This window comes from Clostridium sp. AM34-11AC (assembly GCF_003435375.1).
Classification (GTDB): domain Bacteria; phylum Bacillota; class Clostridia; order Lachnospirales; family Lachnospiraceae; genus Pilosibacter; species Pilosibacter fragilis.
This window is the reverse complement of sequence record NZ_QWGL01000005.1, coordinates 62,544-85,305: the sequence shown is the minus strand read 5'-3', so window position 1 is coordinate 85,305 and position 22,762 is coordinate 62,544. Positions and strand designations below refer to the sequence as shown.

Annotated in this window: 18 protein-coding genes; 17 read left to right on the top strand and 1 reads right to left on the bottom strand. The window is 49.6% G+C overall.

Translation table 11 applies throughout. From position 1 onward, the window contains the following. Positions 1 to 20: 20 nt before the first annotated feature. From DW826_RS05390 to DW826_RS05325, 14 genes are all read left to right on the top strand, one after another. Entirely contained in the window at positions 21 to 821 is an 801-nt protein-coding gene (locus DW826_RS05390) for a gluconate 5-dehydrogenase (RefSeq protein WP_015554204.1), read from the top strand. 456 nt (positions 822 to 1,277) lie between these two features. Beyond that, on the top strand, positions 1,278 to 1,559 hold the full coding sequence (locus DW826_RS05385) for an OadG family protein (protein WP_015554205.1): 282 nt from the start codon (positions 1,278 to 1,280) through the stop codon (positions 1,557 to 1,559). A gap of 49 nt (positions 1,560 to 1,608) precedes the next feature. Continuing rightward, complete coding sequence (locus DW826_RS05380) at positions 1,609 to 2,043, top strand: acetyl-CoA carboxylase biotin carboxyl carrier protein subunit (RefSeq protein ID WP_117469413.1); 435 nt, start codon at positions 1,609 to 1,611, stop codon at positions 2,041 to 2,043. A gap of 16 nt (positions 2,044 to 2,059) precedes the next feature. Continuing rightward, entirely contained in the window at positions 2,060 to 3,202 is a 1,143-nt protein-coding gene (locus DW826_RS05375; RefSeq protein ID WP_117469414.1) for a sodium ion-translocating decarboxylase subunit beta, read from the top strand. A 143-nt stretch (positions 3,203 to 3,345) separates the two neighbouring features. Further along, positions 3,346 to 4,446, top strand: coding sequence for a CoA-transferase (locus tag DW826_RS05370; RefSeq protein WP_345941818.1), 1,101 nt, complete (start codon positions 3,346 to 3,348; stop codon positions 4,444 to 4,446). Positions 4,447 to 4,467: 21 nt separating this feature from the next. Next, positions 4,468 to 5,277 carry a glutaconate CoA-transferase subunit B gene (gene gctB, locus DW826_RS05365; protein WP_015554207.1) on the top strand — a complete coding sequence of 270 codons (810 nt, stop codon included), beginning with the start codon at positions 4,468 to 4,470 and terminating at the stop codon, positions 5,275 to 5,277. 93 nt (positions 5,278 to 5,370) lie between these two features. After that, the gene (locus DW826_RS05360; protein WP_015554209.1) at positions 5,371 to 7,140 is read left to right on the top strand and encodes a carboxyl transferase domain-containing protein; all 1,770 of its coding nucleotides are present in this window, start codon (positions 5,371 to 5,373) and stop codon (positions 7,138 to 7,140) included. Between the two features lie 123 nt (positions 7,141 to 7,263). After that, a complete protein-coding gene (gene hgdC, locus DW826_RS05355) occupies positions 7,264 to 8,055 on the top strand; it encodes a (R)-2-hydroxyglutaryl-CoA dehydratase activase HgdC (RefSeq protein ID WP_015554210.1) in 792 nt (263 codons plus the stop codon). Between the two features lie 78 nt (positions 8,056 to 8,133). After that, positions 8,134 to 9,576 (top strand): (R)-2-hydroxyglutaryl-CoA dehydratase subunit alpha, encoded by a 1,443-nt coding sequence (hgdA, locus tag DW826_RS05350; protein ID WP_015554211.1) that lies wholly within the window; start codon positions 8,134 to 8,136, stop codon positions 9,574 to 9,576. A gap of 3 nt (positions 9,577 to 9,579) precedes the next feature. Further along, complete coding sequence (hgdB, locus tag DW826_RS05345) at positions 9,580 to 10,731, top strand: (R)-2-hydroxyglutaryl-CoA dehydratase subunit beta (protein WP_015554212.1); 1,152 nt, start codon at positions 9,580 to 9,582, stop codon at positions 10,729 to 10,731. A 393-nt stretch (positions 10,732 to 11,124) separates the two neighbouring features. After that, entirely contained in the window at positions 11,125 to 12,159 is a 1,035-nt protein-coding gene (locus DW826_RS05340; RefSeq protein WP_117552242.1) for an ABC transporter substrate-binding protein, read from the top strand. After that, positions 12,156 to 13,883: a sensor histidine kinase gene (locus DW826_RS05335; protein WP_117552241.1), complete on the top strand. Its 1,728-nt coding sequence runs from the start codon at positions 12,156 to 12,158 to the stop codon at positions 13,881 to 13,883. Before DW826_RS05340 ends, DW826_RS05335 begins: the two co-directional genes overlap by 4 nt. Before the next feature lie 40 nt (positions 13,884 to 13,923). Next, entirely contained in the window at positions 13,924 to 14,772 is an 849-nt protein-coding gene (locus tag DW826_RS05330) for a response regulator (protein ID WP_117552240.1), read from the top strand. 82 nt (positions 14,773 to 14,854) lie between these two features. After that, positions 14,855 to 15,946, top strand: coding sequence for a M20/M25/M40 family metallo-hydrolase (locus DW826_RS05325; RefSeq protein ID WP_117469422.1), 1,092 nt, complete (start codon positions 14,855 to 14,857; stop codon positions 15,944 to 15,946). A 157-nt stretch (positions 15,947 to 16,103) separates the two neighbouring features. Here the strand turns inward: DW826_RS05325 and DW826_RS05320 are convergent, their stop codons facing one another. After that, on the bottom strand, positions 16,104 to 16,979 hold the full coding sequence (locus tag DW826_RS05320) for a phosphoribosylaminoimidazolesuccinocarboxamide synthase (protein ID WP_015554215.1): 876 nt from the start codon (positions 16,977 to 16,979) through the stop codon (positions 16,104 to 16,106). A 584-nt stretch (positions 16,980 to 17,563) separates the two neighbouring features. Here DW826_RS05320 and DW826_RS05315 point away from each other — a divergent pair. From DW826_RS05315 to DW826_RS05305, 3 genes are all read left to right on the top strand, one after another. Then, positions 17,564 to 18,988: a hypothetical protein gene (locus DW826_RS05315; protein WP_117552239.1), complete on the top strand. Its 1,425-nt coding sequence runs from the start codon at positions 17,564 to 17,566 to the stop codon at positions 18,986 to 18,988. Positions 18,989 to 19,247: 259 nt separating this feature from the next. Then, positions 19,248 to 21,044 (top strand): iron ABC transporter permease, encoded by a 1,797-nt coding sequence (locus DW826_RS05310; RefSeq protein ID WP_242994046.1) that lies wholly within the window; start codon positions 19,248 to 19,250, stop codon positions 21,042 to 21,044. A 1-nt stretch (position 21,045) separates the two neighbouring features. Continuing rightward, complete coding sequence (locus tag DW826_RS05305; protein WP_117552238.1) at positions 21,046 to 22,698, top strand: ABC transporter ATP-binding protein; 1,653 nt, start codon at positions 21,046 to 21,048, stop codon at positions 22,696 to 22,698. The last annotated feature ends 64 nt before the right edge of the window (positions 22,699 to 22,762 follow it).

Sequence of the window (22,762 nt, the reverse complement as noted above, 5' to 3'; positions counted from 1 at the left end):
TAGGAAAGGTAAGGATCAAAATGGATAAGAAGAACATGTTTTCTCTGGAAGGAAAGATTGCTCTCGTAACAGGAGGTGCCCACGGAATCGGCTTTGCCATCGCGGAGAGCTATGCAGAAGCAGGAGCAACGGTTGTATTTAACTGCAGCAGCGAGGCGTCCTTAGAGCGCGGACTTGCCGCATACAAAGAGAAAGGGATCGATGCTCACGGTTATGTCTGCGATGTTACGGACGAGGAAGCGGTAAAGAAAATGATCGCGGATATCGAGGAGAAGATCGGAACGGTCGATATTCTTGTAAACAATGCGGGAATGATCAAAAGAATTCCGATGCATGAGATGAGCGCGGATGAGTTCCGCAAGGTTGTCGATGTTGACCTGAATGCTCCGTTCATCATGGCAAAAGCTGTCCTTCCGGGCATGATGAAAAAGAAAGCCGGAAAGATCATCAACATCTGCTCCATGATGTCTGAACTCGGAAGAGAGACCGTATCCGCATACGCAGCGGCAAAGGGCGGTTTGAAGATGCTCACAAAGAACATCGCCTCCGAGTACGGCGAGTACAACATCCAGTGCAACGGCATCGGACCGGGCTACATCGCCACATCCCAGACAGCTCCGTTAAGAGAGCGTCAGGCTGACGGTTCCCGCCATCCGTTCGATCAGTTTATCATCGCGAAGACACCGGCAGCAAGATGGGGCACCGTGGAAGACCTCAAGGGACCGGCGGTGTTCCTCGCGTCCGAGGCTTCTGACTTTGTAAATGGACACATCCTCTATGTGGACGGAGGTATCCTCGCTTATATCGGAAAACAGCCGTAAAGGCAGAAAAAGATTTTGTCGTTACAGTTCAGCCATGCGCTGGTTTGAATGAGGAAGTGTGTTGCAAGCTTGCTTGCATAAGCACTTTTTCATCCAAATCAGCATATGGTGGAACCACCAAGCTTCTTGTTTTCATGAATATGAAAACAAGAAGATGTAATGGCTGAACTGTAACATTTCGTCATATAAAGACATAAGTACTGCTTGTCTTTATGTGACCTGAAATTAGTATATTTGATAAATTTTTTCGGGCGGCTTTGTTGACATTTTTGCAGAAAGCTGATATACTCAAATTACGATATTGTGAAAAATGCATAGAAACAGGCGCAAGACGGGTACATTTTTGAGATGTGCCCGTATGCGCTGAGGAAAATGTGGAATGCATTCCACAATACGAAATAACTAACCAACAAAAGTTTCTTAAGTGAAACGAAACGAAGGAGGTGCGGTAAGTATATGTGGACAGGCGGTATGACCTTTGCGGATTCGATCATCATTTCACTTGTTGGACTGTTAGTCGTATTCTCGGCACTTGCAGTGCTCGCAATCGCGGTTATCATTATCTCTAAGGTCATCGGTACATTATTTAAGGAGAGTGCGCCAAAGGCAGCTGCGGCAGTTGCAGCACCGGCTCCGGCTATCGATGAGGAATCCTATGCAGTGCTTCTCGCGGCAGTCAGTGAGGAAGCAAGATTGTCTGGAGAGCAGTTCCGTGTAACAAGTATCAAAGAACTGTAAAAAACAAAAAACCTAAAACGCAGAAAAAGGAAAGGATGTAGTAAATAACATGAAATACGTTGCAACATTAAACGGAAAAAAGTATGAAGTTGAGATCGAGAGAGTAGACGAGTACAGACCGCTTGACAGAGGTGCACAGGCTAGCGCACCGGCTCCGATCCTCGCAGCAGCACCGGCACCGAAGGCAGCTCCGGCACCGGCAGCAGCACCGGCACCAGCTCCAGCACCGGCACCGGCTCCAGCACCGGCAGCAGCTCCGGCAGCAGCAGGCGGACAGACAGTAGAGGCTCCGATGCCAGGTAAGATCCTTGACATCAAAGTTAAAGTTGGTGACGCAGTTGGTTATGGTCAGTGTGTAATCGTTATGGAAGCAATGAAGATGGAGACAGAGATCGTAGCTCCGGCAGCAGGAACTGTTGCATCCATCAACGTAAGCACAGGCGATTCCGTTGAGACAGGTGCAGTTCTGGTTACCTTAAACTAAGCAGGAGGTGCCACACGTGAATATACTTTCAGTTTTCGCGGAGCTGCTCGCCCAGTCAGGTTTCGCCGCAATCACCTGGCAGCAGTGCGTAATGCTCCTTGTATCCTTCGTTTTATTATATCTTGCAATCAAGAAGCAGTTTGAGCCGCTCCTTCTGCTCCCGATCGCATTCGGTATGTTCCTTGCGAACCTTCCGCTTGCAGGTCTTATGAATGAGGCAGATCACTGGTATCAGTCCGGTGTGTTAAGAATTATGTACATGGGCGTTAAGTCCAGCTTATTCCCGTGCCTGATCTTCATGGCAGTCGGCGCGATGACAGACTTCGGTCCGTTGATCGCGAACCCGGTCAGCCTTCTTCTCGGTGCAGCCGCTCAGTTCGGTATCTATGTTGCATTTACACTCGCAAATGCAACCGGACTTTTCACACCGGGTGAGTGTGCAGCGATCGGTATCATCGGCGGTGCTGATGGCCCGACCGCGATCTATATCGCAAATAACCTGGCTCCGGATCTTGTAGCTCCGATCGCCGTAGCCGCGTATTCCTACATGGCTCTGATCCCGCTGATCCAGCCGCCGATCATGAAGCTTCTTACAACAAAGAAAGAGCGTCAGATCGTTATGAAGCAGTTAAGAAAAGTCAGCAAAGTCGAGAAGGTTGTATTCCCGGTATTCGTTGTTCTGTTCTGCTCCCTGCTTCTTCCGTCCGTAGCACCGCTTCTTGGTATGCTGATGCTCGGTAACCTGTTCCGTGAGTCCGGTGTTACCGGAAGACTTTCCGATACCGCACAGAACGCACTCTGCAACATCGTTACGATCATGCTCGGCACAACCGTAGGCGCTACAGCAAACGGAGAGATCTTCCTCCGTGTCCAGACACTGGCTATCATTGCAATGGGTCTTCTTGCTTTCGCGTTTGCGACAGTCGGAGGTATCCTGCTTGGTAAAGTCCTGTGTGCGATCACAGGCGGCAAGATCAACCCACTGATCGGTTCTGCAGGTGTATCTGCCGTTCCGATGGCAGCTCGTGTATCCCAGACTGTTGGTGCTAAGGAAAATCCGACCAACTTCCTTCTGATGCACGCTATGGGTCCGAACGTGGCAGGTGTTATCGGTTCTGCAGTAGCAGCCGGTTACTTCATGCTGATGTTCAAGGCCTGATCGAACCCCTTCGAAACGGAACCAGAAGTTGAAATTCATTCCGTAACGTGGTATATTTTTACAGGAATTAAAAGCAGTTCAGGCCTGTCTGAGGAGAACAGGCAGGCCTTTTAACTGCAAATATAAATAAAGGAGGCTTTATTGTGGCTAATAAAGTTATGTCATTACACGATGCCGTAGAGAAGTATGTACATGATAACGATGTACTCTGCCTCGGCGGATTTACAACAAACCGTAAACCGTACGCTGCTGTTTACGAGATCCTTCGTCAGGGTAAAACTGGTTTTGTAGGCTGGTCCGGTCCGGCAGGCGGAGACTGGGACTCCTTAATCGGTGAGGGTCGTGTAAGAGCTTACATCAACTGCTACACAGCAAACTCTGGTTATACAAACGTTGCACGTCGTTTCCGTGCTGCAATCGAGAAAGGTGAGCTTACATATGAGGACTACTCCCAGGACGTTCTTATGTTACAGCTTCACGCAGCTTCCCTTGGTCTTCCGTACCTCCCGGTAAGAATGATGCAGGGCTCCGGTCTTGTTAAATTCTGGGGTATCAGCGAAGAGAAGAGAAAAACAATGGAAGGCGTTGACAACTTAAAGTGCGTAGATATCGAGAACCCGTTTGAGCCAGGCGAGAAGCTTCTTGCTGTTCCGGTTCCGAAGCTTGACTGCGCGATCATCCATGTACAGCAGGCATCTCCGGATGGAACCTGCATCATCGAGGGTGATGAGTTCCACGATGTTGATATCGCAATCGCTGCAAAGCGTACGATCGTTACCTGCGAGGAGATCGTAAGTGATGAATATATCCGCCGTGATCCTACAAAGACAAGAATCTTCGGCGAGTGCGTAGACGCTGTCGTTCGTACTCCGTACGGTGCATGGCCGGCACAGTGCTATGGCTACTATGATGATGATGATAAGGGACTTAAGGAGTACGATAAGGCTTCCAAGTACCTTGACGCTGAAGATGCAAAGGCACAGCTCGCAAAGGCTGCTGCAAAGGCTGAGAAGGCTGCTGCTGCGAAACCGGAAGACGAGAAGCTTGCAAAGGCTGCAGAAGTTGCAAAACAGGCTGCAGAGGATGCTGCTAACGGCACAAAGATTCCGGAGACCTTCAAGGATTACCTCCAGAAATACGTATACGGCTGCAAGGATCAGGATGATCTTCTTAATGTCCTTGGCGGCGCTCGCCTCATGAACCTTAAGAATGAGCCGCATCTTGGCTATTCTACCAGACACTAATTGAGGGAGGGAAATTCAAAAATGGCTGATTATACAAAGTATACAAAGCAGGAAATGCAGGCTTATGCCATCGCAAAAAATATTAAAGAGAACCAGATCGTTATCGTTGGTACTGGTCTTCCGTTAATCGGTGCTTCCCTTGCGAAGCGTGTGGTTTGCCCGAGCTGCCACCCGATCGTAGAGAGCGGACTTATGGACTGCTCACCGGTAGAGGTACCGCGTTCCGTAGGTGATAACCGTTTCATGGCTCACTGTGCAGTACAGTGGCCGAACATTCGTTTCGTAGGCTTCGAGGCGAATGAATGGCTTCATGACGTTGACCGTATGATCGCTTTCATCGGCGGCGCTCAGATCGACCCGTATGGTAACGTAAACTCTACATGTATCTTCGGTAAAGGCGACTATGTTCAGCCGACAACACGTTTCACAGGTTCCGGCGGAGCTAACGGTATCGCTACATTCTGTAACACAATCATCATGATGCAGCACCAGAAGAGAAGATTCATGGAGCATGTTGACTACATCACAAGCTGTGGCTGGATGGACGGCCCTGGCGGACGTGAGAGAGCAGGTCTTCCGGGCAACCGTGGACCGCAGATGGTAGTTACAGATCTTGGTATCATGAAGTTCGACGAAGAGACCAAGAGAATGTACCTTGCTTACTACTATCCATTCTCCTCTCCGGAAATGGTTCAGGAGAACACAGGTTTCGAGATCGATACCACAAGAGCTCAGCTTATGGAAGGTCCGGATCCGGAGATCATCCGCGTAATTCGTGAAGAGATCGACCCAGGTCAGGCATTCATCAAAGTTCCGAAGGAAACAAAGTAATCGAAACTGATTTAAAGTGAAATCATAAATGCCGCGGTCAGCGGCTGGCAAAATCCGCTGACCGCAGTGATCGCGTATATAAGGAGGAAGAACATGGGCTACTTTTCCATGCCGAAATATTTCCAGAACATGCCTACCGTTGGTAAGGCATTAGTTAATCCGAATGCGGAAAACGAGACAGAGATCAAAGAGATCGAGAAGCAGATCCACGACAAAGTTACTGAGATCCTTGCTGCTGGCATCACAACAGAAGAGAAGTTAAATGAGCGTGGTCAGTTATCCGCAATGCAGCGTATCAACGCTCTTGTAGATGAGGGAACATTCTGCCCGTTAAACAGCCTTTTCAACCCGAACGACAATAAGATGGGTTCCACAAACATCATCAACGGTCTCGGATGTGTAAACGGCAAATGGGTTTACATCATCGCTTCCGATAACAAGAAGATGGCTGGTACATGGGAACCGGGACAGGCAGAGAACCTGATCCGCTGCTCCGATGCTGCTAAGATGTTAAATCTTCCGTTAATCTACTTATTAAACTGCGCAGGCGTAGACTTCCCGTATCAGGATCAGGTTTACCCGAACAGACGCGGCGGCGGTACTCCGTTCTTCCGTAACGCAGAGTTAAACCAGTTAGGCATTCCGGTAATCGTAGGCATCTACGGTACAAACCCGGCCGGCGGCGGATACCACAGCATTTCCCCGACAATCCTGATCGCACACAGCCAGGCTAACATGGCAGTCGGCGGTGCTGGTATTCTTTCCGGTATGAACCCGAAGGGATATATCGACGAGGAGGCTGCTGAGCAGATCGTTGCTGCCCAGATCGAGAACAGCAAGAAGCACGTTCCGGCTCCGGGCTCCGTTCCGATCCACTATGACGAGACAGGATTCTTCCGTGAGGTTTACGAGAACGACTACGGCGTAATCGAGGGCATCAAGAAGTACATCAGCTACCTTCCGGCATACAACCTCGAGTTCTTCCGTGTTGATGATCCGCAGAGACCGTGTCTTCCGGCAGAAGATCTTTACAGCATCATTCCGATGAACGGAAAACGTCCGTATGATATCTACGACGTAATCGGCCGTCTCTTCGATGGTTCTCAGTTATATGAGTACAAGAAGGGCTATGGTCCGGAGATGGTAACAGGTCTTGCAAAGGTTAACGGACTTTTAGTTGGTGTGATCGCGAATACTCAGGGCCTTCTTATGAACTATCCGGAGTACAAGCAGAACTCCGTTGGTATCGGCGGAAAGCTGTACCGTCAGGGTCTCATCAAGATGAACGAGTTCGTAACCTTATGTGCTCGTGACCGTATTCCGCTGATCTGGTTACAGGATACAACAGGTATCGATGTAGGCGACGAAGCAGAGAAGGCTGAATTACTTGGTTTAGGTCAGTCCCTGATCTACTCCATCGAGAACTCCAAGCTTCCGTCTCTCGAAATTACTCTTCGTAAAGCAAGCGCTGCTGCTCACTATGTACTTGGTGGACCGCAGGGTAACAATACAAACGTATACTCCCTTGGTACAGCTGCATGTGAGTACTATGTAATGCCGGGTGAAACCGCTGCAAACGCTATGTACTCCAGAAAGCTTGTTAAGGCAAGCAAGGCAGGAGAAGATCTTGCTCCGATCATCAAGAAGATGAACGATATGATCCAGCTGTATCATGAAAAGTCCCGTCCGGCATACTGCGCTAAGGTTGGTATGGTAGATGAGATCGTTGACATGACAGATATCCGTCCGTACATTCAGGCATTTACAGAGGCTGCTTACCAGAATCCGAAGTCTATCTGCCCGATGCACCAGATGGTAACACCGCGTGCAATTCGCGAGTGGAATGACGCTCACAAGGCTTGATTTTGACTGAAGGATAGAGTAAAATGATATGTATCCAGGCCGGGGGAGTCTTTCTCTGGCCTGGATATACTGGTATAACAAAGCCAGTTTCATTTTACATTTTCAGTATACCCGGAGGTTATTATGAGTGCAATTTACACCCTGGGAATTGACGTTGGATCCACGGCTTCCAAATGCATTATGCTTAAGGATGGCCAGGAGATCGTAGCGAAATCCCTGATCGATGTAGGTGCAGGTACCAGCGGCCCCCAGCGTGCGATCGACGCAGTGCTGGAAAACGCAGGCATGAAAAAAGAGGATATGGCTTTTACCCTGGCAACAGGTTATGGCCGTAATTCCTTAATGAATTTTGCAGACAAACAGATGAGTGAGTTATCCTGCCACGCAAGGGGAGCTTACTTCCTGTTCCCTGACGTTCATACCGTCATTGATATCGGCGGCCAGGACGTTAAGGTCCTTCATATTGATAACGGTGCAATGACCAATTTCCAGATGAACGATAAGTGCGCTGCAGGAACCGGAAGATTTCTGGATGTTATGGCAGGCGTTCTTGAGGTTAAGGTCCAGGATCTGGGACATCTTGATTCCCTGTCCAAGAAGAGAGTGGAGATCAGCTCCACATGTACCGTGTTTGCGGAGAGTGAGGTTATCAGCCAGCTGTCGATGGGAACCGATAAGTGCGATATTATCGCGGGTATCCACCGCTCCGTGGCTCACCGTGTCACTGGACTCGCCCATAGGATCGGAGTTGTTCCGGCACTCGTTATGACTGGCGGAGTTGCTCAGAACGAGGGTGTAGTCAAGGCTCTTCAGAATGAGCTTGGTTGTGAGATCCACAGATCTCCTCTGACACAGTATAACGGTGCGCTTGGTGCAGCTTTATATGCATATCAGGCAGCAAGCCGCCGCGCATAATCATTATTAGTTTATGCAGATCTTTGGCTGTAAATAACATAAGCAGCCATGTTTGATAAGAAATGGAGGATATTTATTATGGCAAAGCAGGTTAGCCCTGGTGTTCTTGCGCTGCGTAAAGTCGTAGATGACGTTCATAAAGACGCGCGCGAAGCCAAAAAGAGAGGCGAGTTAGTTGGTTGGTCTTCTTCCAAATTCCCGTGCGAGCTCGCAGCAGCATTTGATTTAAACGTTATGTACCCGGAGAACCAGGCAGCTGGTATCGCAGCAAACCGTTATGGTGAGCTTATGTGTCAGGCAGCTGAGGATCTTGGTTACGACAACGATATCTGCGGATACGCACGTATCAGCCTTGCTTACGCAGCCGGTGTCCGTGTAGCGCGTAAGTTTGACCCGGAGACAGGTGAGTACATCATCGACCCGAGCACAGGTAAGCCGTTAAAGGACGCAGACGGAAACGTAGTGATCGATGAGGCAACAGGCAAGCCGAAAAAAGATCCGAAGACTCAGACTCCGTATCTTGAGCTTGTAAACCTTCTTGAGCTTGAAAAGCTTCCGGATGGACCGGATAAAGAGCGCCGTATTGCAGCGATCTCCCCGATCCGTCAGATGCAGATCCCGCAGCCGGATTTCGTTCTTTGCTGCAACAACATCTGTAACTGTATGACAAAGTGGTATGAGAACATCGCCCGTATGTGCAATGTTCCGCTTATCATGATCGATATCCCGTACAACAACACTGTAGAAGTTGCTGATCAGAATGTTCGCTATGTTCGTGGACAGTTTGATAAGGCAATCAAGCAGTTAGAGGAACTCACAGGCAAGAAGTTCGACGAGAAGAAGTTCGAGCATGCATGTGAGAACGCAAACCGTACAGCAAAGGCATGGTTAAAAGTCTGTGATTACTTACAGTACAAACCGGCTCCGTACAGTGGTTTCGACCTGTTCAACCATATGGCTGACGTTGTAACCGCACGTGCAAGAGTTGAGGCTGCTGCGGCATTTGAGCAGTTAGCAAAAGACCTTGACGAGACGATCGCTAAGGGCGAGACAACAACTCCGTTCCCGGAGAAATACCGTGTAATGTTCGAGGGTATTCCGTGCTGGCCGAAGCTTCCGGCACTGTTCAAACCGTTAAAGGCTAACGGCGTCAACGTAACAGCAGTTGTATACGCACCGGCATTCGGTTTCGTATATAATGGTCTGGATGAGATGGCACGTGCTTACTACAAAGCACCGAACTCTGTATGTATCGAGCAGGGTGTTGCATGGCGTGAAGGCATCTGCCGTGACAACAAGGTAGATGGCGTTCTCGTTCACTACAACAGAAGCTGTAAGCCGTGGTCCGGTTACATGGCAGAGATGCAGCGCCGCTTCACAAAGGATCTTGGTATTCCGTGCGCAGGATTCGATGGTGACCAGGCTGACCCGCGTAACTTCAATGCCGCTCAGTACGAGACACGAGTACAGGGTCTTGTAGAGGCTATGGAAGCAAACATCCAGGCAAAGGAGGCTAAATAGACCATGAGTATCAACGCATTATTTGACGAATTTAAGGTAAAAGCTGCAACTCCAAAACAGCAGCTTGCTGAATATAAAGCACAGGGCAAGAAGGTCATTGGCGTTCTCCCGTACTACGCTCCGGAAGAGCTTGTATACGCTGCAGGCATGGTTCCGATGGGAATCTGGGGCTCCAACAACAAGACGATCAGCCGTGCAAAAGAGTATTGTGCAACCTTCTACTGCACGATTGCTCAGCTCGCACTTGAGATGCTCCTTGACGGAACTATGGATCAGTTAGACGGAATCATCACACCAACAATCTGTGATACATTACGTCCGATGAGCCAGAACTTCCGTGTTGCTATGGGCGACAAGATGAAAGTTATCTTCCTTGCTCATCCGCAGAACCGTTTCGAAGAGTTCGGACTTAAGTTCTGTGAGGAGGAGTACGCAAACGTTAAGGCTGATCTCGAGGAAGTATGTGGCCACGAGATCACCAACGATGCGATCCTTGACGCAATCAAGGTTTACAACAAGAGCCGTGCAGCCCGCCGTGAGTTCGTAAAACTCGCTAACGAGCACTGCGACGTTGTAACTCCTACAAAGCGTTCTGCAGTATTAAAGGCATTCTTCTTCATGGAGAAACCGGAATATACAGCAAAACTCGAAGAGTTAAACAAAGAGCTCGCAGCTCTTCCGGTATGTGACTGGAAGGGAACAAAGGTTGTTACATCCGGTATCATCGTAGACAACCCGAAGCTTCTTGAGATCTTCGAGAATAACAACATCGCGATCGCAGCTGATGATGTTGCTCATGAGAGCCGTTCCTTCCGTACAGATGTTCCGGAGGACGAGCAGGATGCTCTCAGAGCTCTTGCAAAACAGTTTGCAAACATGGACTACGATATCCTTCTTTACGATCCGCAGTCTTCCAAGAACCGCCGTGGCGAGTTCGTAGCTGACATGGTTAAGAAGAGCGGCGCTCAGGGGCTTGTACTCTTCATGCAGCAGTTCTGCGATCCGGAGGAGATGGAGTATCCGTACCTCAAGAAAGCTCTCGACAACGCAGGTATCCCGCACATCAAGCTTGGTGTTGACCAGCAGATGAGAGACTTCGGACAGGCTGCAACTGCTATCGAGGCATTTGCGGATGTTCTTGAGATGAGAAAGTAAATAAACGTTGAATTGCACTGACCTGGTGATAGAATTGTGTTGAAAGCTTGCTTTCATGAGCAATTCTAATGCCGGGGCAGTATAAGTACGAAGTCCGAAGCTTTTTGGGCGCCGTAAGGCGGACAAGAAGATAATTCATAATGAGAAAGGGCAGGCGTTCCTGTTTCTCAGTGTTCACGCGGAGCCAGGCGAAAAACCGCCGTACCGAACATGATTTCCTTTCGGGGAGATCGTGGAGGTGCGGCGGTTTTTTTATTATATAAAAGTGATGGTTTCTTCAGGGAAAATATGTTAGAATAGACTAAAAAGAGCGACGAAACAGAATGAGATTATAGGAAAAGAGTTATCGATAGAAATTCAATCTGATCGGAATCAAAGGGGGGATTTCGGGGAGTGAAGGGAAAGAGAAACGTATGGGCGTTATTCCTTGGAATTGCAGTTGTGGCGATGAGTGCGGCGGGCTGCAGAACAGGGGAGAGCAGCGGACAGGGACCGGAGAAAGTGAGTGAGGAGAAGAGGCTTACGGTGTATACTTCCCACAAGCAGGAGGTCTATGCGCCGATCATAAAGGAGTTTGAGGAGCGGACCGGAATCTGGGTGGAAGTGGTTCCCGGGGGAACGACGGAGCTTCTGGAGCGGATCCGGGAAGAGGGGGAAAAGGGATCCTGTGACGTGATGTTCGGCGGAGGTGTGGAGAGCTATGAGGTCTTTAAGGACTGCTTCGTGTCATACGAGAGTACCCAGAGCGATCATATCGAGAGTATATACCGGACTGAGGATCATGTCTGGACTCCGTTTACGGAGCTTCCCATTGTTCTGATCTACAACAATAAGCTGGTGGACGCGGCTTCCGCCCCGCGGGGATTTGAGGATCTGTTTGACGGGAACTGGGACGGAAAGGTGTCCTTTGCGGATCCGGGAAGATCCGGCAGCAGCTGCACGATGCTGGAGACGATGATCCAGGTCCTGCCGATGCGTGAAAACGAGGTTCTGGAACAGTTTGCCAGAGTGCTCGGCCGCCGGATGGCGGCGGGGTCAGGCGCCGTGCTCGATGAGGTGTCAGAGGGAACATATCTGGTTGGTCTGACTTTGGAGGAAACTGCGAAAAAGTATATCGACCGCGGCGCGGCGATCTCGATCGTCTATCCGCGGGAGGGAACCAGCGCGGTGGCAGACGGATGCGCGGTGATCAAGGGTGCGGAGCATGAAGAAAACGCGAAGCTTTTTGTGGATTTTATCGTGAGTCCTGATGTCCAGAGACTGGCTGTCGAGAAGCTTTACAGACGGACGGTCCGCGATGATATTACCCCGGATCAGAAGGAAGAGGGATCGATCATGGACTTCGATCTTGGATGGGCAGTAAAAAACCAGAAATCCATTTTGGAAAGATGGGCGGCGCTCATGGCAGGAAACGGAGGTGGATCATGAAGAACTTTATCCAGAGATCTTTCCGGCGTGAGCTTCTTGTGAGTTTTCTCGCTGTGTCTGTTCTTCCACTGATCGTGTGCTGTGTGTTTCTGATCCAGATGTTTAAGGTGAAGGTCGGAAGAGATTTTGAGAAAAAGGATATGGAGCTTGCCGGTGCGGTAGAGCATCAGCTGATGACGCTGTTTGACGCTTACCATGACGCGGCGGAGGAACTGTGTACGGATCCGCTGGTCGCCGAGGCGCTGAAAAAAGAAAGCTTTGGAAAGAAGAATGAAGTGTATCGCAGTCTGTACGGGGCGACCGCTGCATGTCGTGAGATGGCGGGATTTCATCTCTACAATGCGGATGGCTCCTGCCTGTACTCTACGGGAAACCGTACCTACGGGCAGACGCTGCCGGTATACTGGGGGATCCTGAGAGAGGCTCATGCCCACCCGAATGATCTGATCATCCGGAGTGATCTGGAGATTGGCGGTGATGAGGTCCTGCGGTTTGCCAGAGCAGTGACCGGAAATTCGGAGGAATGTTCTGGATATTTTGTGGTCACAATGACGGCGGAGCATTTCGCGAAGGCGCTCTCCGGCACATACAGTGGCCAGGACGGAATCTGTATTCTCAATGGATTTCTGGAGACCGTGTACAGTGTAGGCACGGCATCGGGGGAGACGGTCGGAGATGTTCTGAGAAGCCGTTTTCTACAGGGGGAACCTCTGACGGAGGTCTGGAACAACAACAGTATTTACGTTTCAAAGCTGGGTGATACAGGGCTTTACAGCGTCCTGATCCGTCCCCATGTTTTTACGAGTGATACCACGAGATCCATGTATACAGTTCTTCTTTTCATGGCCGCGGGAAGCTTTCTTTTAAGTGTTGGTGTCGCGATCGGGATCAGCTCCTTTCTTTCCAAGCCGATCCATGTACTTCATGATGCCATGGATGAGGTTCAGGAGGGAAATCTGGATACCCATGTGGACATGGAACGTCAGGACGAGTTTGGGGAGCTGGCGGAAAATTTTAATATCATGACAAAGAGGATCTCCTCTTATATGGAGGAGCGGGTTCGGCGCGAAAAGGAGCTGAACGAGACCCAGATCGCCATGATGCAGTCCCAGCTAAATCCGCATTTTCTCTACAATACCCTTGATACGATGAAGTGGGTGGCGAAGGCGAACCATATTCCGGAGATCGCGACGCTGGCGGCAAAGCTTGCGAAGATCTTAAGGACCAGTATTTCAAGCGCCCAGTTTATCACGCTGCAGGAAGAGATGACACTGGTGGAAAGCTATGCAAAGATCCAGAAGATCCGGTTTAACGGAAAGTTTGATTTCCGCTATGAGATCGCTCCTGAGACGGAGGAGATCCTGGTTCCAAAGCTCATCGTTCAGCCCATCGTGGAAAATGCGGTGATCCATGGGCTGGCGGATGCGGATGAGGGGCATATTTTTGTCAGGGCATATCTGGAAAGGAAGGAGCTTGTGATCGAGGTTTCAGATGACGGATGCGGGATCAGCGATGAAGTGATCCGACGGCTCGGAAACCGGGACAAGGAACAGAAGAATGGCCACATCGGCTTTTACAATGTGGATACGATCATCCGGCTTCATTATGGAAAAGACTACGGTCTCAGGGCAGAGCGGCTGGCTGCAGGCGGAACAAAGGTAACGATAAGAATACCGGTGAATGGCTCCGGACAGCCTGCGCCCAGTATGGAGAACAGATCCTGATGACCGATGGGGAATGGAAAAAGGGAAGGGGGGAGCTGTTATGATCAAGGTGATCGTTGTAGATGATGAGCGGTTCGTCCGGATGGGCATTGTCGGTGAGACGGACTGGGCCTCGCTGGGTTGCGAGGTCGTCGGTGAGGCGGAAAACGGGTTAGACGCGCTGGAACTGGTCCATAAAAAGAATCCGGACCTGATGATCTGCGATATCCGGATGCCTAAGATGAACGGTCTTGAGATGTTAAAGAAGCTTCGGGAAGAGAAAAATCCGGTACAGGTGATCTTTCTGACCGCGTACAGCGAGTTTTCCTACGCCAGAGAGGCGTTGAAGCTTTATGCATTTGATTATCTGCTAAAGCCGTTCGAGGACGGAGAGCTGGAGAGCGCGATCCTCAGGGCGAAAGAGCGGATCGAGACAGATCGGGGGAAGCAAAGAGATACCGGTCTGAGCAGATCTGTCCCGGATAAGGCACCGGTAAAGGAGCAATATCCGGGAGCTTTGGAAGGTGACGGACCAGAGATCAATGCCGCGGTGATCCGGCTCTGTCTGCCATTCGATGAAAATACCGCGGGCCTTACCGGATACGTCCGGGACGCGGTGCTTTATATGGCATCTCATTACGGGGAAAGTACGATCAATGTGGCGAAGATCGCAGGTGCGGTGGGGATCAGCGAAGGCCACCTGAGCCACTGCTTCAAGAAAGAGACAGGATATACGGTGATGGGGTGGCTCACACGGTACCGGATGAAAAAGGCAGTGGAATTGCTTTCTGACCACCGAAACAAGGTGTACGAAGTGGCGGAAAAAGTCGGATATAAAGATATTGCGTATTTTTCTAACACATTTAAAAAAATTGCGGGTGTTGCTCCATCGGAGATACAGGAAAAATAATCTGGATCCTGAAAAAACAAGCCGTTGGAGGCCATCAATGGAAAAAGGTAAGAATTAAAATGAAAATATAGGAGGAATCAGTATGAATGTAAAGATGTTTGGGGAGATCTGCGATGCGTTTGGACCGAGCGGATTTGAGGAGGATGTAATCCGCACGGTTGCGAAGTACTGCAAAGGTCTGGAGCTGGAAAATGACGCGATGAATAACCTATATGCGCGTATGCCCGGTGAGGATCCGGAGAAACCGGTCGTGATGCTGGATGCCCATACGGATGAATGTGGATTTATGGTACAGAGCATCAGAGAAAACGGAAGCCTGGAGATCCTCATGCTCGGTGGAGTGATCCTCACGAACCTTCCGGCACACACAGTAATGATCCGGACCAGAAGTGGGAAACTTGTGCGGGGAATTATTTCTTCCAAGCCGATCCATTTTATGAATGAGGCAGAGCGGGCCTCCCAGTCGTTGAGTATTGAGACGCTGATCGTGGATGTCGGCGCGGTGAGCAGGAAAGAAGTGACAGAAGTATTCGGTATTTCCATTGGAGATCCGGCAGTCCCGGAAGTTTCATTTTCCTACGATGAGGAACGTGACCTCTGCTTTGGAAAAGCGTTTGATAACCGTGCAGGCTGTGCATGCATTATCGACACCATGACCCGTCTGTGCGGGGAGAAGGATCAGCTGGCGGTACGGGTGACCGGAGCGTTTGCGGCTCAGGAGGAAGTTGGAACAAGAGGTGCCACAGTCACATCCCAGATTGTCCGTCCGGACCTGGCGATTGTCTTTGAGGGCTCCCCGTCAGATGATTTCTATTTCAGTGCTGCCCAGACACAGGGGCACATGCGGGGCGGTGTCCAGATCCGCAGGATGGATAAGAGCTATATTTCAAATCCGGTGTTTATCGAGTACGCGGAAGAGCTTGCGAAGAAATTCGGAATTCCATTTCAGGAGACAGTCCGCCGTGGCGGAAGCACGAACGCGGGAAAGATCAGCCTGACAGCAAAGGCGGTTCCGGTTCTGGTTCTCGGCGTCCCGAGCCGGTATGTTCATACCCATTATAATTTCTGTGCGAAATCTGATCTGGAAGCGGCAGCAGATCTTGCTGTGGAAGTGATCCGGGGACTTGACGCGGAAAAGATCCGCCATATCTGCAGACAGGATATTTTAAAATAAGAAGATCCCAGGGACCCGAAAGCGGCAGTGTCCCTCAGGCAGGTGAAGACAGAACAACAGAAAAAAGCGTTCGGATCCATAGAGATGGATTCCGGACGCTTTTTTCGTAAAAATGAGGAACTAAATAGGAAAACTCAGAGGCGGAGATTTGTGGGGGTTATGCCTCTAATTTTTTCCCGGTGATCATCTCATATGCTTCCAGATATTTCGCGATAGTCTTATCGACGATCTCCTGCGGAAGTGTCCAGTCATTGCCCGGATGGGAAGTGAGCCAGTCGCGGGCGAACTGCTTGTCGAAGGACGGCTGACCGTGACCCGGCTCATAGCCTTTTGCCGGCCAGAAGCGGGAGCTGTCCGGTGTGAGCATCTCGTCACCGATCACGAGGTTGCCCTCCTCGTCAAGACCGAATTCGAATTTTGTATCGGCGATGATGATTCCCTTTGCGAGGGCGTACTCTGCACATTTTTTATATAAAGCGATAGTGCTGTCACGAAGAAGCTCCGCATACTCGCGGCCCTTTCCCGGGAAGTATTTCTCGAGATGGTCGATGCTCTGCTCGAAGGAAATATTCTCATCATGGTCGCCGATCTCAGCCTTTGTGGACGGAGTATAGATCGGCTCCGGGAGTTTATCGGATTCCTTTAAGCCTTCCGGAAGACGGATTCCGCAGACGGTACCGTCTTTTTTGTAGCTTGCCCAGCCGCTTCCTGTAATATATCCGCGGACGATGCACTCGATCGGCAGCATATGTAACTTGCGGCACATCATCGTCTTTCCCTCAAATTTTTTCTGCTGGAAGAACTCCGGCATATCCTTTGTATCAACGGAGATCATATGGTTCGGGAGAATATCCTTTGTCAGGTCAAACCAGAATTTGGACATCTGGGTCAGAACAGCACCTTTGGAGGTAACCTCATTGTGAAGGATCACGTCAAAACAGCTGATACGGTCAGTGGCAACCATAATAAGGCTGTCCCCGTTGTCATAAATTTCGCGTACTTTTCCTTCTTTGATCGGTTTTAATTCCTGCATGTCTACACCTCTTCATTATATTTTCTTATACAGCGTTTGTCGTATCATGAAAACGCTGAGCGAACTTACAGTAAAATTACCATTAAATGGCGGTTTCTGTCAATATTCAATTTGCACAATATTTACATAAGAAAAAAGAAATGTTTTGGAAATGGGTCTGTGTAAGGAATTTTACAGGTTTTTAATAAAATATATAAAAGTTGTGCTAATATTTATAAATAAGAAATACTAATAAATACGAGATCAATTATAAAAAAAGAGCGGACGGCTTTGAACTCCTGCGTCCGGAACTGACGATGGATCCTGCAGACCAGCATGATGGGTGAAAGATGTGTGCGGACGAATGATGTTCAAATGAATATACAGCAATATGCCGGTGCTTCCAATTCTGCCACAGAAAAATATATGTCGAAAATGCACAAAAATATTAGAAATATGGAATGAAAATATACAGATTCACAGGATTCCACAAACTATCGCAGTTTTGTCCACTGTTAAAATTTCCTGTGCGCTACTATAATAAAAGTACAAAATGAGTCGTGAGAGAAACAAGATGACCCAGTAAATGAAGGAGGAAAAGTTTTATGAGAAAACGTACTTTGTCATTGGCACTTGCAGTTTCCATGGCAGCGATGTCCCTCGCGGGATGCGGCGGCGGTGGCGGAACGACAGCTACGACAGCAGCAGCCGGCGGTGAGACCACAGCGGCGGCAAGCGAGGCGGCAACAGAGGCTGCGTCCACAGACGATACCAATCTTTCTGATGTTGAAAAGATCATCAAGGAAGCAGAAGGAATGTCCATGGAAGAGTTGGCGAAGAAAGCCATCGAAGAGTCCAACGGAAAGACCTTCTACGGTGTTGGTAACTCCAGCCGCGGAAAGAGTGCGCTGCCGTTATTTATCGAATATCTGCAGTCTATCGATCCGTCCTACAAAATGGAATATGAGTGGCAGCAGCCGAAGAACAACAAGATCTTTGAGCAGCTGACCGCAGACTCCTTAAAGACAGAAGGAACCTTCGCGATGACCCTGATCCAGGATGGCAACCAGATCGAGTCAAAGATGGTTCAGCCGGGAATCTTAAAGACCTACATCCCAAAAGAGTGGGCAGAGGCAAACGGAACAACACCGGACGCATATAAAGGATTCCTTCCATTACAGACATTAAACAAAGTATTTATGTATAACAGCACAGGAAGCGCTGAATATAAGAACTGCTGGGATTTCGTAGCAGAGGGCGTTCATCCGTTATACATGGATATCGATTCCGAGATCGTTGGAAAGAACTTCTTATACATGCTGACAGAAGATAAGTATGCAGGATGGTTAAAGGATGCTTACGATGCTCTCGATGACACAAAGAAGGCATACTTCAAACCGGTTATCGACGAGATGGCAACAGATGCTGAGGATCTTGGACTTGGTGAGAACGGCGCATATGCCCTCGCATGGATCAAGCTCTGGGTTGAGAACTACAATGAGCAGACAGATGATGGTCCGATCTGCAACACACTTGTTACGGATTCTGCAACAGATCAGGCCGGATTATTAGTTTATTCCAAACTTCGTTCCGTAGAAGAGTCCGCAGGCGTTTCCTTAAATAACATTAAGGTTGCCGCTTATCAGGACGGCTACAAAGGTATCGGTGGTTACGGTTACTGCCATTATCTCTTCGTTACAAACAACAGCCCGCTTCCGTGGACCGCATGCGCATTCATCCAGTACATGACATGTACAGAGGACGGATTCTCCGCATGGGGCAAAGACATGGGCGGCTACTCCGCTAACCCGGAAGTTGCAGCAGCGATCGAGGAGACTTACCAGCACAGCAAGGGCGGCTACAACGAGGCCGGCGAAGACCAGTTCCCGTGCAAGGACGACCGTGGATATGACTGGTGGACAACAGACGGCGAATTAGTTCTGGAAGATCCGGACTACTGTGCATCTGTTTCCTTTACAGTCGGCAGCTGGATCGAGCTTCTCACGAAGTACAGCGACTCTGCAAAGTAAATGAAACTGTAACTGCTCAGTGCCTTCACAGTTACATGCAAAAATCCATTCCAAATTGACTTCGTCAATGGGATTTTTGCCTACTGCGCGACGCGTTCTTACGGTCCGCGCAGTGAATGCGCAGACCTATTGAACAGTTGCATGAAACAAGATAGTTCGAGGGTGCCGTACATGTGTGCGGCGCCCTCATGTTACATATGGCATCTGCCGTGAGAGAAAAACGGCATCCATGTTTTAAATGAAAGGAGCGGACAATTCTGTGAACAGATACAATCGTGTAAAAACATATTTTTCAAAACCGCAGAACATCATCCTTCTCCTGTTCGGCATCGTACTGACGTTCTCCACTGTTGCGCCGATCATCGCCATCGTAAAAGATACGATCACGATCCATCCGGGAACCATTGACGCCCATCTCGCCGGAAAGGCGTCCGGTTACACGCTGATCAACTATGTGGACCTCTTTACAAGCCGTCTGGCGAAGACAAACCTCTGGAAGCCGTTGTGGAATACGATCCTCTTAGCAGTCTTTACCTGTACGATCTCTATCCTCTACGGCGGAACCTTTGCGTTTCTGGTAACAAGAACGAACCTGAAATTCAAAAAGTATTTAAGCTCCATCTTTATTTTCCCGTACATCATGCCGCAGTGGACGTTAGCGGTTGTATGGCAGAACGTATTTAACAGCAACGCAGTCGTTGGTACATCCAACGGACTCCTTGCATCCCTTGCCGGCATCTGCATGCCGAAATGGTGGTGTCTGGGATTATTCCCGAGCTCTGTGGTTCTGGGACTTCACTACGCGCCATTCGCTTACATCCTGATCGGCGGAATTTTCCGGAATATGGACGCAAATCTGGAAGAAGCGGCAACGATCCTCGATACACCGAAATGGAAGACGATGTTTCGCATTACGCTTCCGATGGTAAAACCGGCGATCCTCTCGACGATCCTTCTCGTATTCGGAAGCGCCATGGGAAGCTACCCGGTACCGCATTATCTTGGACTTACCACCCTTTCCACGAAGTACATTTCCTTAAACTCCAAGTACACCGGTGAGGCGAGTATTTTAGCCATCATCATGATGATCTTCGGTGTGGCGATCCTCACGATGAATCAGGTGAGCTTAAAGAGCCGGAAGAACTATACGACCGTCACCGGCAAATCCGGTCAGTTATCGAAGATGAACCTTGGAAAAGTCGGAAAATACGCGATTGCAGTTGTGATGATCGTTCTGACCTTCTTCACAAGTATCTTCCCGATCTTTTCCTTCGCCCTTGAGACGTTCCTCCCGAACCCGGGAGACTACAGCTTCCTCTACACGAAAGACTTAAGCAACCTGACCACGAAATGGTGGATCACGAAAGAGAATATCACCGAGAACGGTATGTACGGACAGCACGGTATCCTCTATAACAGTACAATCTGGCACGCGTTTGCCGGTACACTTTTAGTTGCTGTCTGCTGTGCGCTGATCGCAGGTACCATCGGTACCCTGATCGGATACGCGGTTGCGAAGAACCGCAGAAGCCGTTGGGCAAGCTATGTAAACGGCGTGGCATTCCTTCCGTATCTGATGCCCTCCATCGCTGTCGGTGCTGCATTCTTCATCCTGTTCTCCAACGAGAAGATCAACCTCTTCAATACATATACGCTGCTGATCATCGCAGGTACGATCAAGTACATTCCGTTTGCGAGCCGGAGTGCGTTAAACTCCATGCTGCAGATCAGCAATGAGATCGAGGAAGCGGCGATCATACAGGACATTCCATGGACGAAGAGAATGTTCCGGATCATTATTCCGATCCAGAAATCCGCGATCATCAGTGGATACATGCTTCCGTTTATGACATGTCTCCGTGAACTGTCACTGTTCCTGCTCTTATGTACGCAGGGCTTCATCCTCTCGACGACGCTGGACTATTTCGATGAAATGGGTCTGTACGCGTTCTCGAGCGCGATCAACCTGATCCTGATCGTTACGATCCTGATCTTTAATACGTTAGTCAATAAGCTGACAGGTGCAAGCCTTGACGATGGAATAGGAGGAAATTAATATGCCGGAAATCACATTGAGAAATATAACAAAACGCTGGGGAAAATTCTTCGGAGTCGATCATCTGGACCTCGACATCGCGGATAACTCCTTTATCACACTGCTCGGACCGTCCGGATGCGGAAAAACAACGATCCTCCGCATGATCGCGGGGCTCGAGACACCGACGACTGGTCAGATCAAGATCGGAGATAAGGTTGTGTTTGACAGTGAGGCGGGAATCAACATTCCGGCCAATAAGCGTAAGGTCGGATTCCTGTTCCAGAACTACGCGCTGTGGCCGAACATGACCGTTTACCAGAATATTTCTTTTGGTTTAAGCAATATCAAGGAAGAACTTCCGAAATACGATTTTGATGCCATGACGACGGGGGAGCTGATCCGGGCGCTGAAGAGCGGAAAGAAGATCAAAGAGTTAGTGGAAGAGTGCCGCGATAAGAGAGGTAAGCTCGACACGGATAAAGTCTATCTGAAATTTATCGACGCATTCATCCTCTCTATTTATACCGCGAAGATCCTCTACGGATACGGGATTCAGGACGCAGCAGATCCGGACGCAGCCGCAAAGGCGAAGGCGGAGGAGCTGATAAAGAAGCTTGACGGAATCAAGAAGTCCTATGAGTCAAAGGGGCAGTCCTTAAATGAGGAATATGCCATCGTATCCGGAGGAAAAGTTCTGACAGAAGACAGAAAACTCACGAAGGAAGAGATCGATAAATCCGTCCGCAGAGTTTCCAGGATCGTCAAGATCGGCATGTTCATGAACCGTTACCCGGCAGAGCTCTCCGGCGGTCAGCAGCAGCGTGTTGCCATCGCGAGAACCCTGGCACCGGAACCGGCAGTTCTCTTCATGGATGAGCCGCTGTCAAACCTTGACGCGAAGCTCCGTCTTGAGATGCGATATGAGCTGCAGAGACTTCATGTTGAGACGGGAAGTACCTTTGTGTATGTCACCCATGACCAGATGGAGGCCATGACATTGGCGACAAAGATCTGTCTGATCAACAACGGTGTGCTTCAGCAGTATGATGCCCCGCTTGATGTATATAACAGGCCGGCAAACCTTTTCGTAGCGGACTTCGTCGGAAATCCGTCCATCAACTTTGTGGAGGCAAAGGGAAAAGAACAGGCTGATGGAAGTTTCAGCTTTAGGATTCTGGATGATCTCGAAGCGACATTCCGACCGAACGAGCCTATCGATATGGCGGCATGGTTCGCAAAGAGAGATAAAGACGCGGCTGATCTGGAAGCTCAGAGGATTGAGATGCTAAAGGATAAGAAGGCCGTTGAGAAGAGCAATAAGGATGAGGTATTCAAGTACCATATCGCGAAGGTCGACGAGTCTGACTATGCGGTGGAGGAAGAGCCGGAGATCACCAACGAGGACTTCGTCCTGGCGATCCGTCCGGAGGCACTGAAGCTCTCCGGGGACGGCGCGATCGCATCCACGATCTACGGTGCAATGCCGACTGGTATGGAATCTACCGTGAAGCTCAGGATCGGAAAGTACCTGCTGACAGGCGTTATCTTCGGCGGTGTTACCTTTAAACTTGGCGAGGAGACAGGTGTTGATATCGCGGGAACGGACATTCTTCTGTTTGACAGAAAGTCTGGAAAGGCGATCACGGCTGGTAGTCTTGCGGTGAAAGGCTGAGAAGCAGTAAAGGATAAAAGGATGGATAAAGGCGGTGGAGCTGCGAATGGGCGGCTTTGCCGCC

Excerpts from the sequence above, each read along its gene's own strand:
- DW826_RS05390 (WP_015554204.1), top strand. The coding sequence starts at position 21 with ATGGATAAGAAGAACATGTTTTCTCTGGAAGGAAAGATTGCTCTCGTA.
- DW826_RS05385 (WP_015554205.1), top strand. The coding sequence starts at position 1,278 with ATGTGGACAGGCGGTATGACCTTTGCGGATTCGATCATCATTTCACTT.
- DW826_RS05380 (WP_117469413.1), top strand. The coding sequence starts at position 1,609 with ATGAAATACGTTGCAACATTAAACGGAAAAAAGTATGAAGTTGAGATC.
- gctB (WP_015554207.1), top strand. The coding sequence starts at position 4,468 with ATGGCTGATTATACAAAGTATACAAAGCAGGAAATGCAGGCTTATGCC.
- DW826_RS05360 (WP_015554209.1), top strand. The coding sequence starts at position 5,371 with ATGGGCTACTTTTCCATGCCGAAATATTTCCAGAACATGCCTACCGTT.
- hgdC (WP_015554210.1), top strand. The coding sequence starts at position 7,264 with ATGAGTGCAATTTACACCCTGGGAATTGACGTTGGATCCACGGCTTCC.
- hgdA (WP_015554211.1), top strand. The coding sequence starts at position 8,134 with ATGGCAAAGCAGGTTAGCCCTGGTGTTCTTGCGCTGCGTAAAGTCGTA.
- hgdB (WP_015554212.1), top strand. The coding sequence starts at position 9,580 with ATGAGTATCAACGCATTATTTGACGAATTTAAGGTAAAAGCTGCAACT.
- DW826_RS05335 (WP_117552241.1), top strand. The coding sequence starts at position 12,156 with ATGAAGAACTTTATCCAGAGATCTTTCCGGCGTGAGCTTCTTGTGAGT.
- DW826_RS05330 (WP_117552240.1), top strand. The coding sequence starts at position 13,924 with ATGATCAAGGTGATCGTTGTAGATGATGAGCGGTTCGTCCGGATGGGC.
- DW826_RS05325 (WP_117469422.1), top strand. The coding sequence starts at position 14,855 with ATGAATGTAAAGATGTTTGGGGAGATCTGCGATGCGTTTGGACCGAGC.
- DW826_RS05320 (WP_015554215.1), bottom strand. The coding sequence starts at position 16,979 with ATGCAGGAATTAAAACCGATCAAAGAAGGAAAAGTACGCGAAATTTAT.
- DW826_RS05315 (WP_117552239.1), top strand. The coding sequence starts at position 17,564 with ATGAGAAAACGTACTTTGTCATTGGCACTTGCAGTTTCCATGGCAGCG.
- DW826_RS05305 (WP_117552238.1), top strand. The coding sequence starts at position 21,046 with ATGCCGGAAATCACATTGAGAAATATAACAAAACGCTGGGGAAAATTC.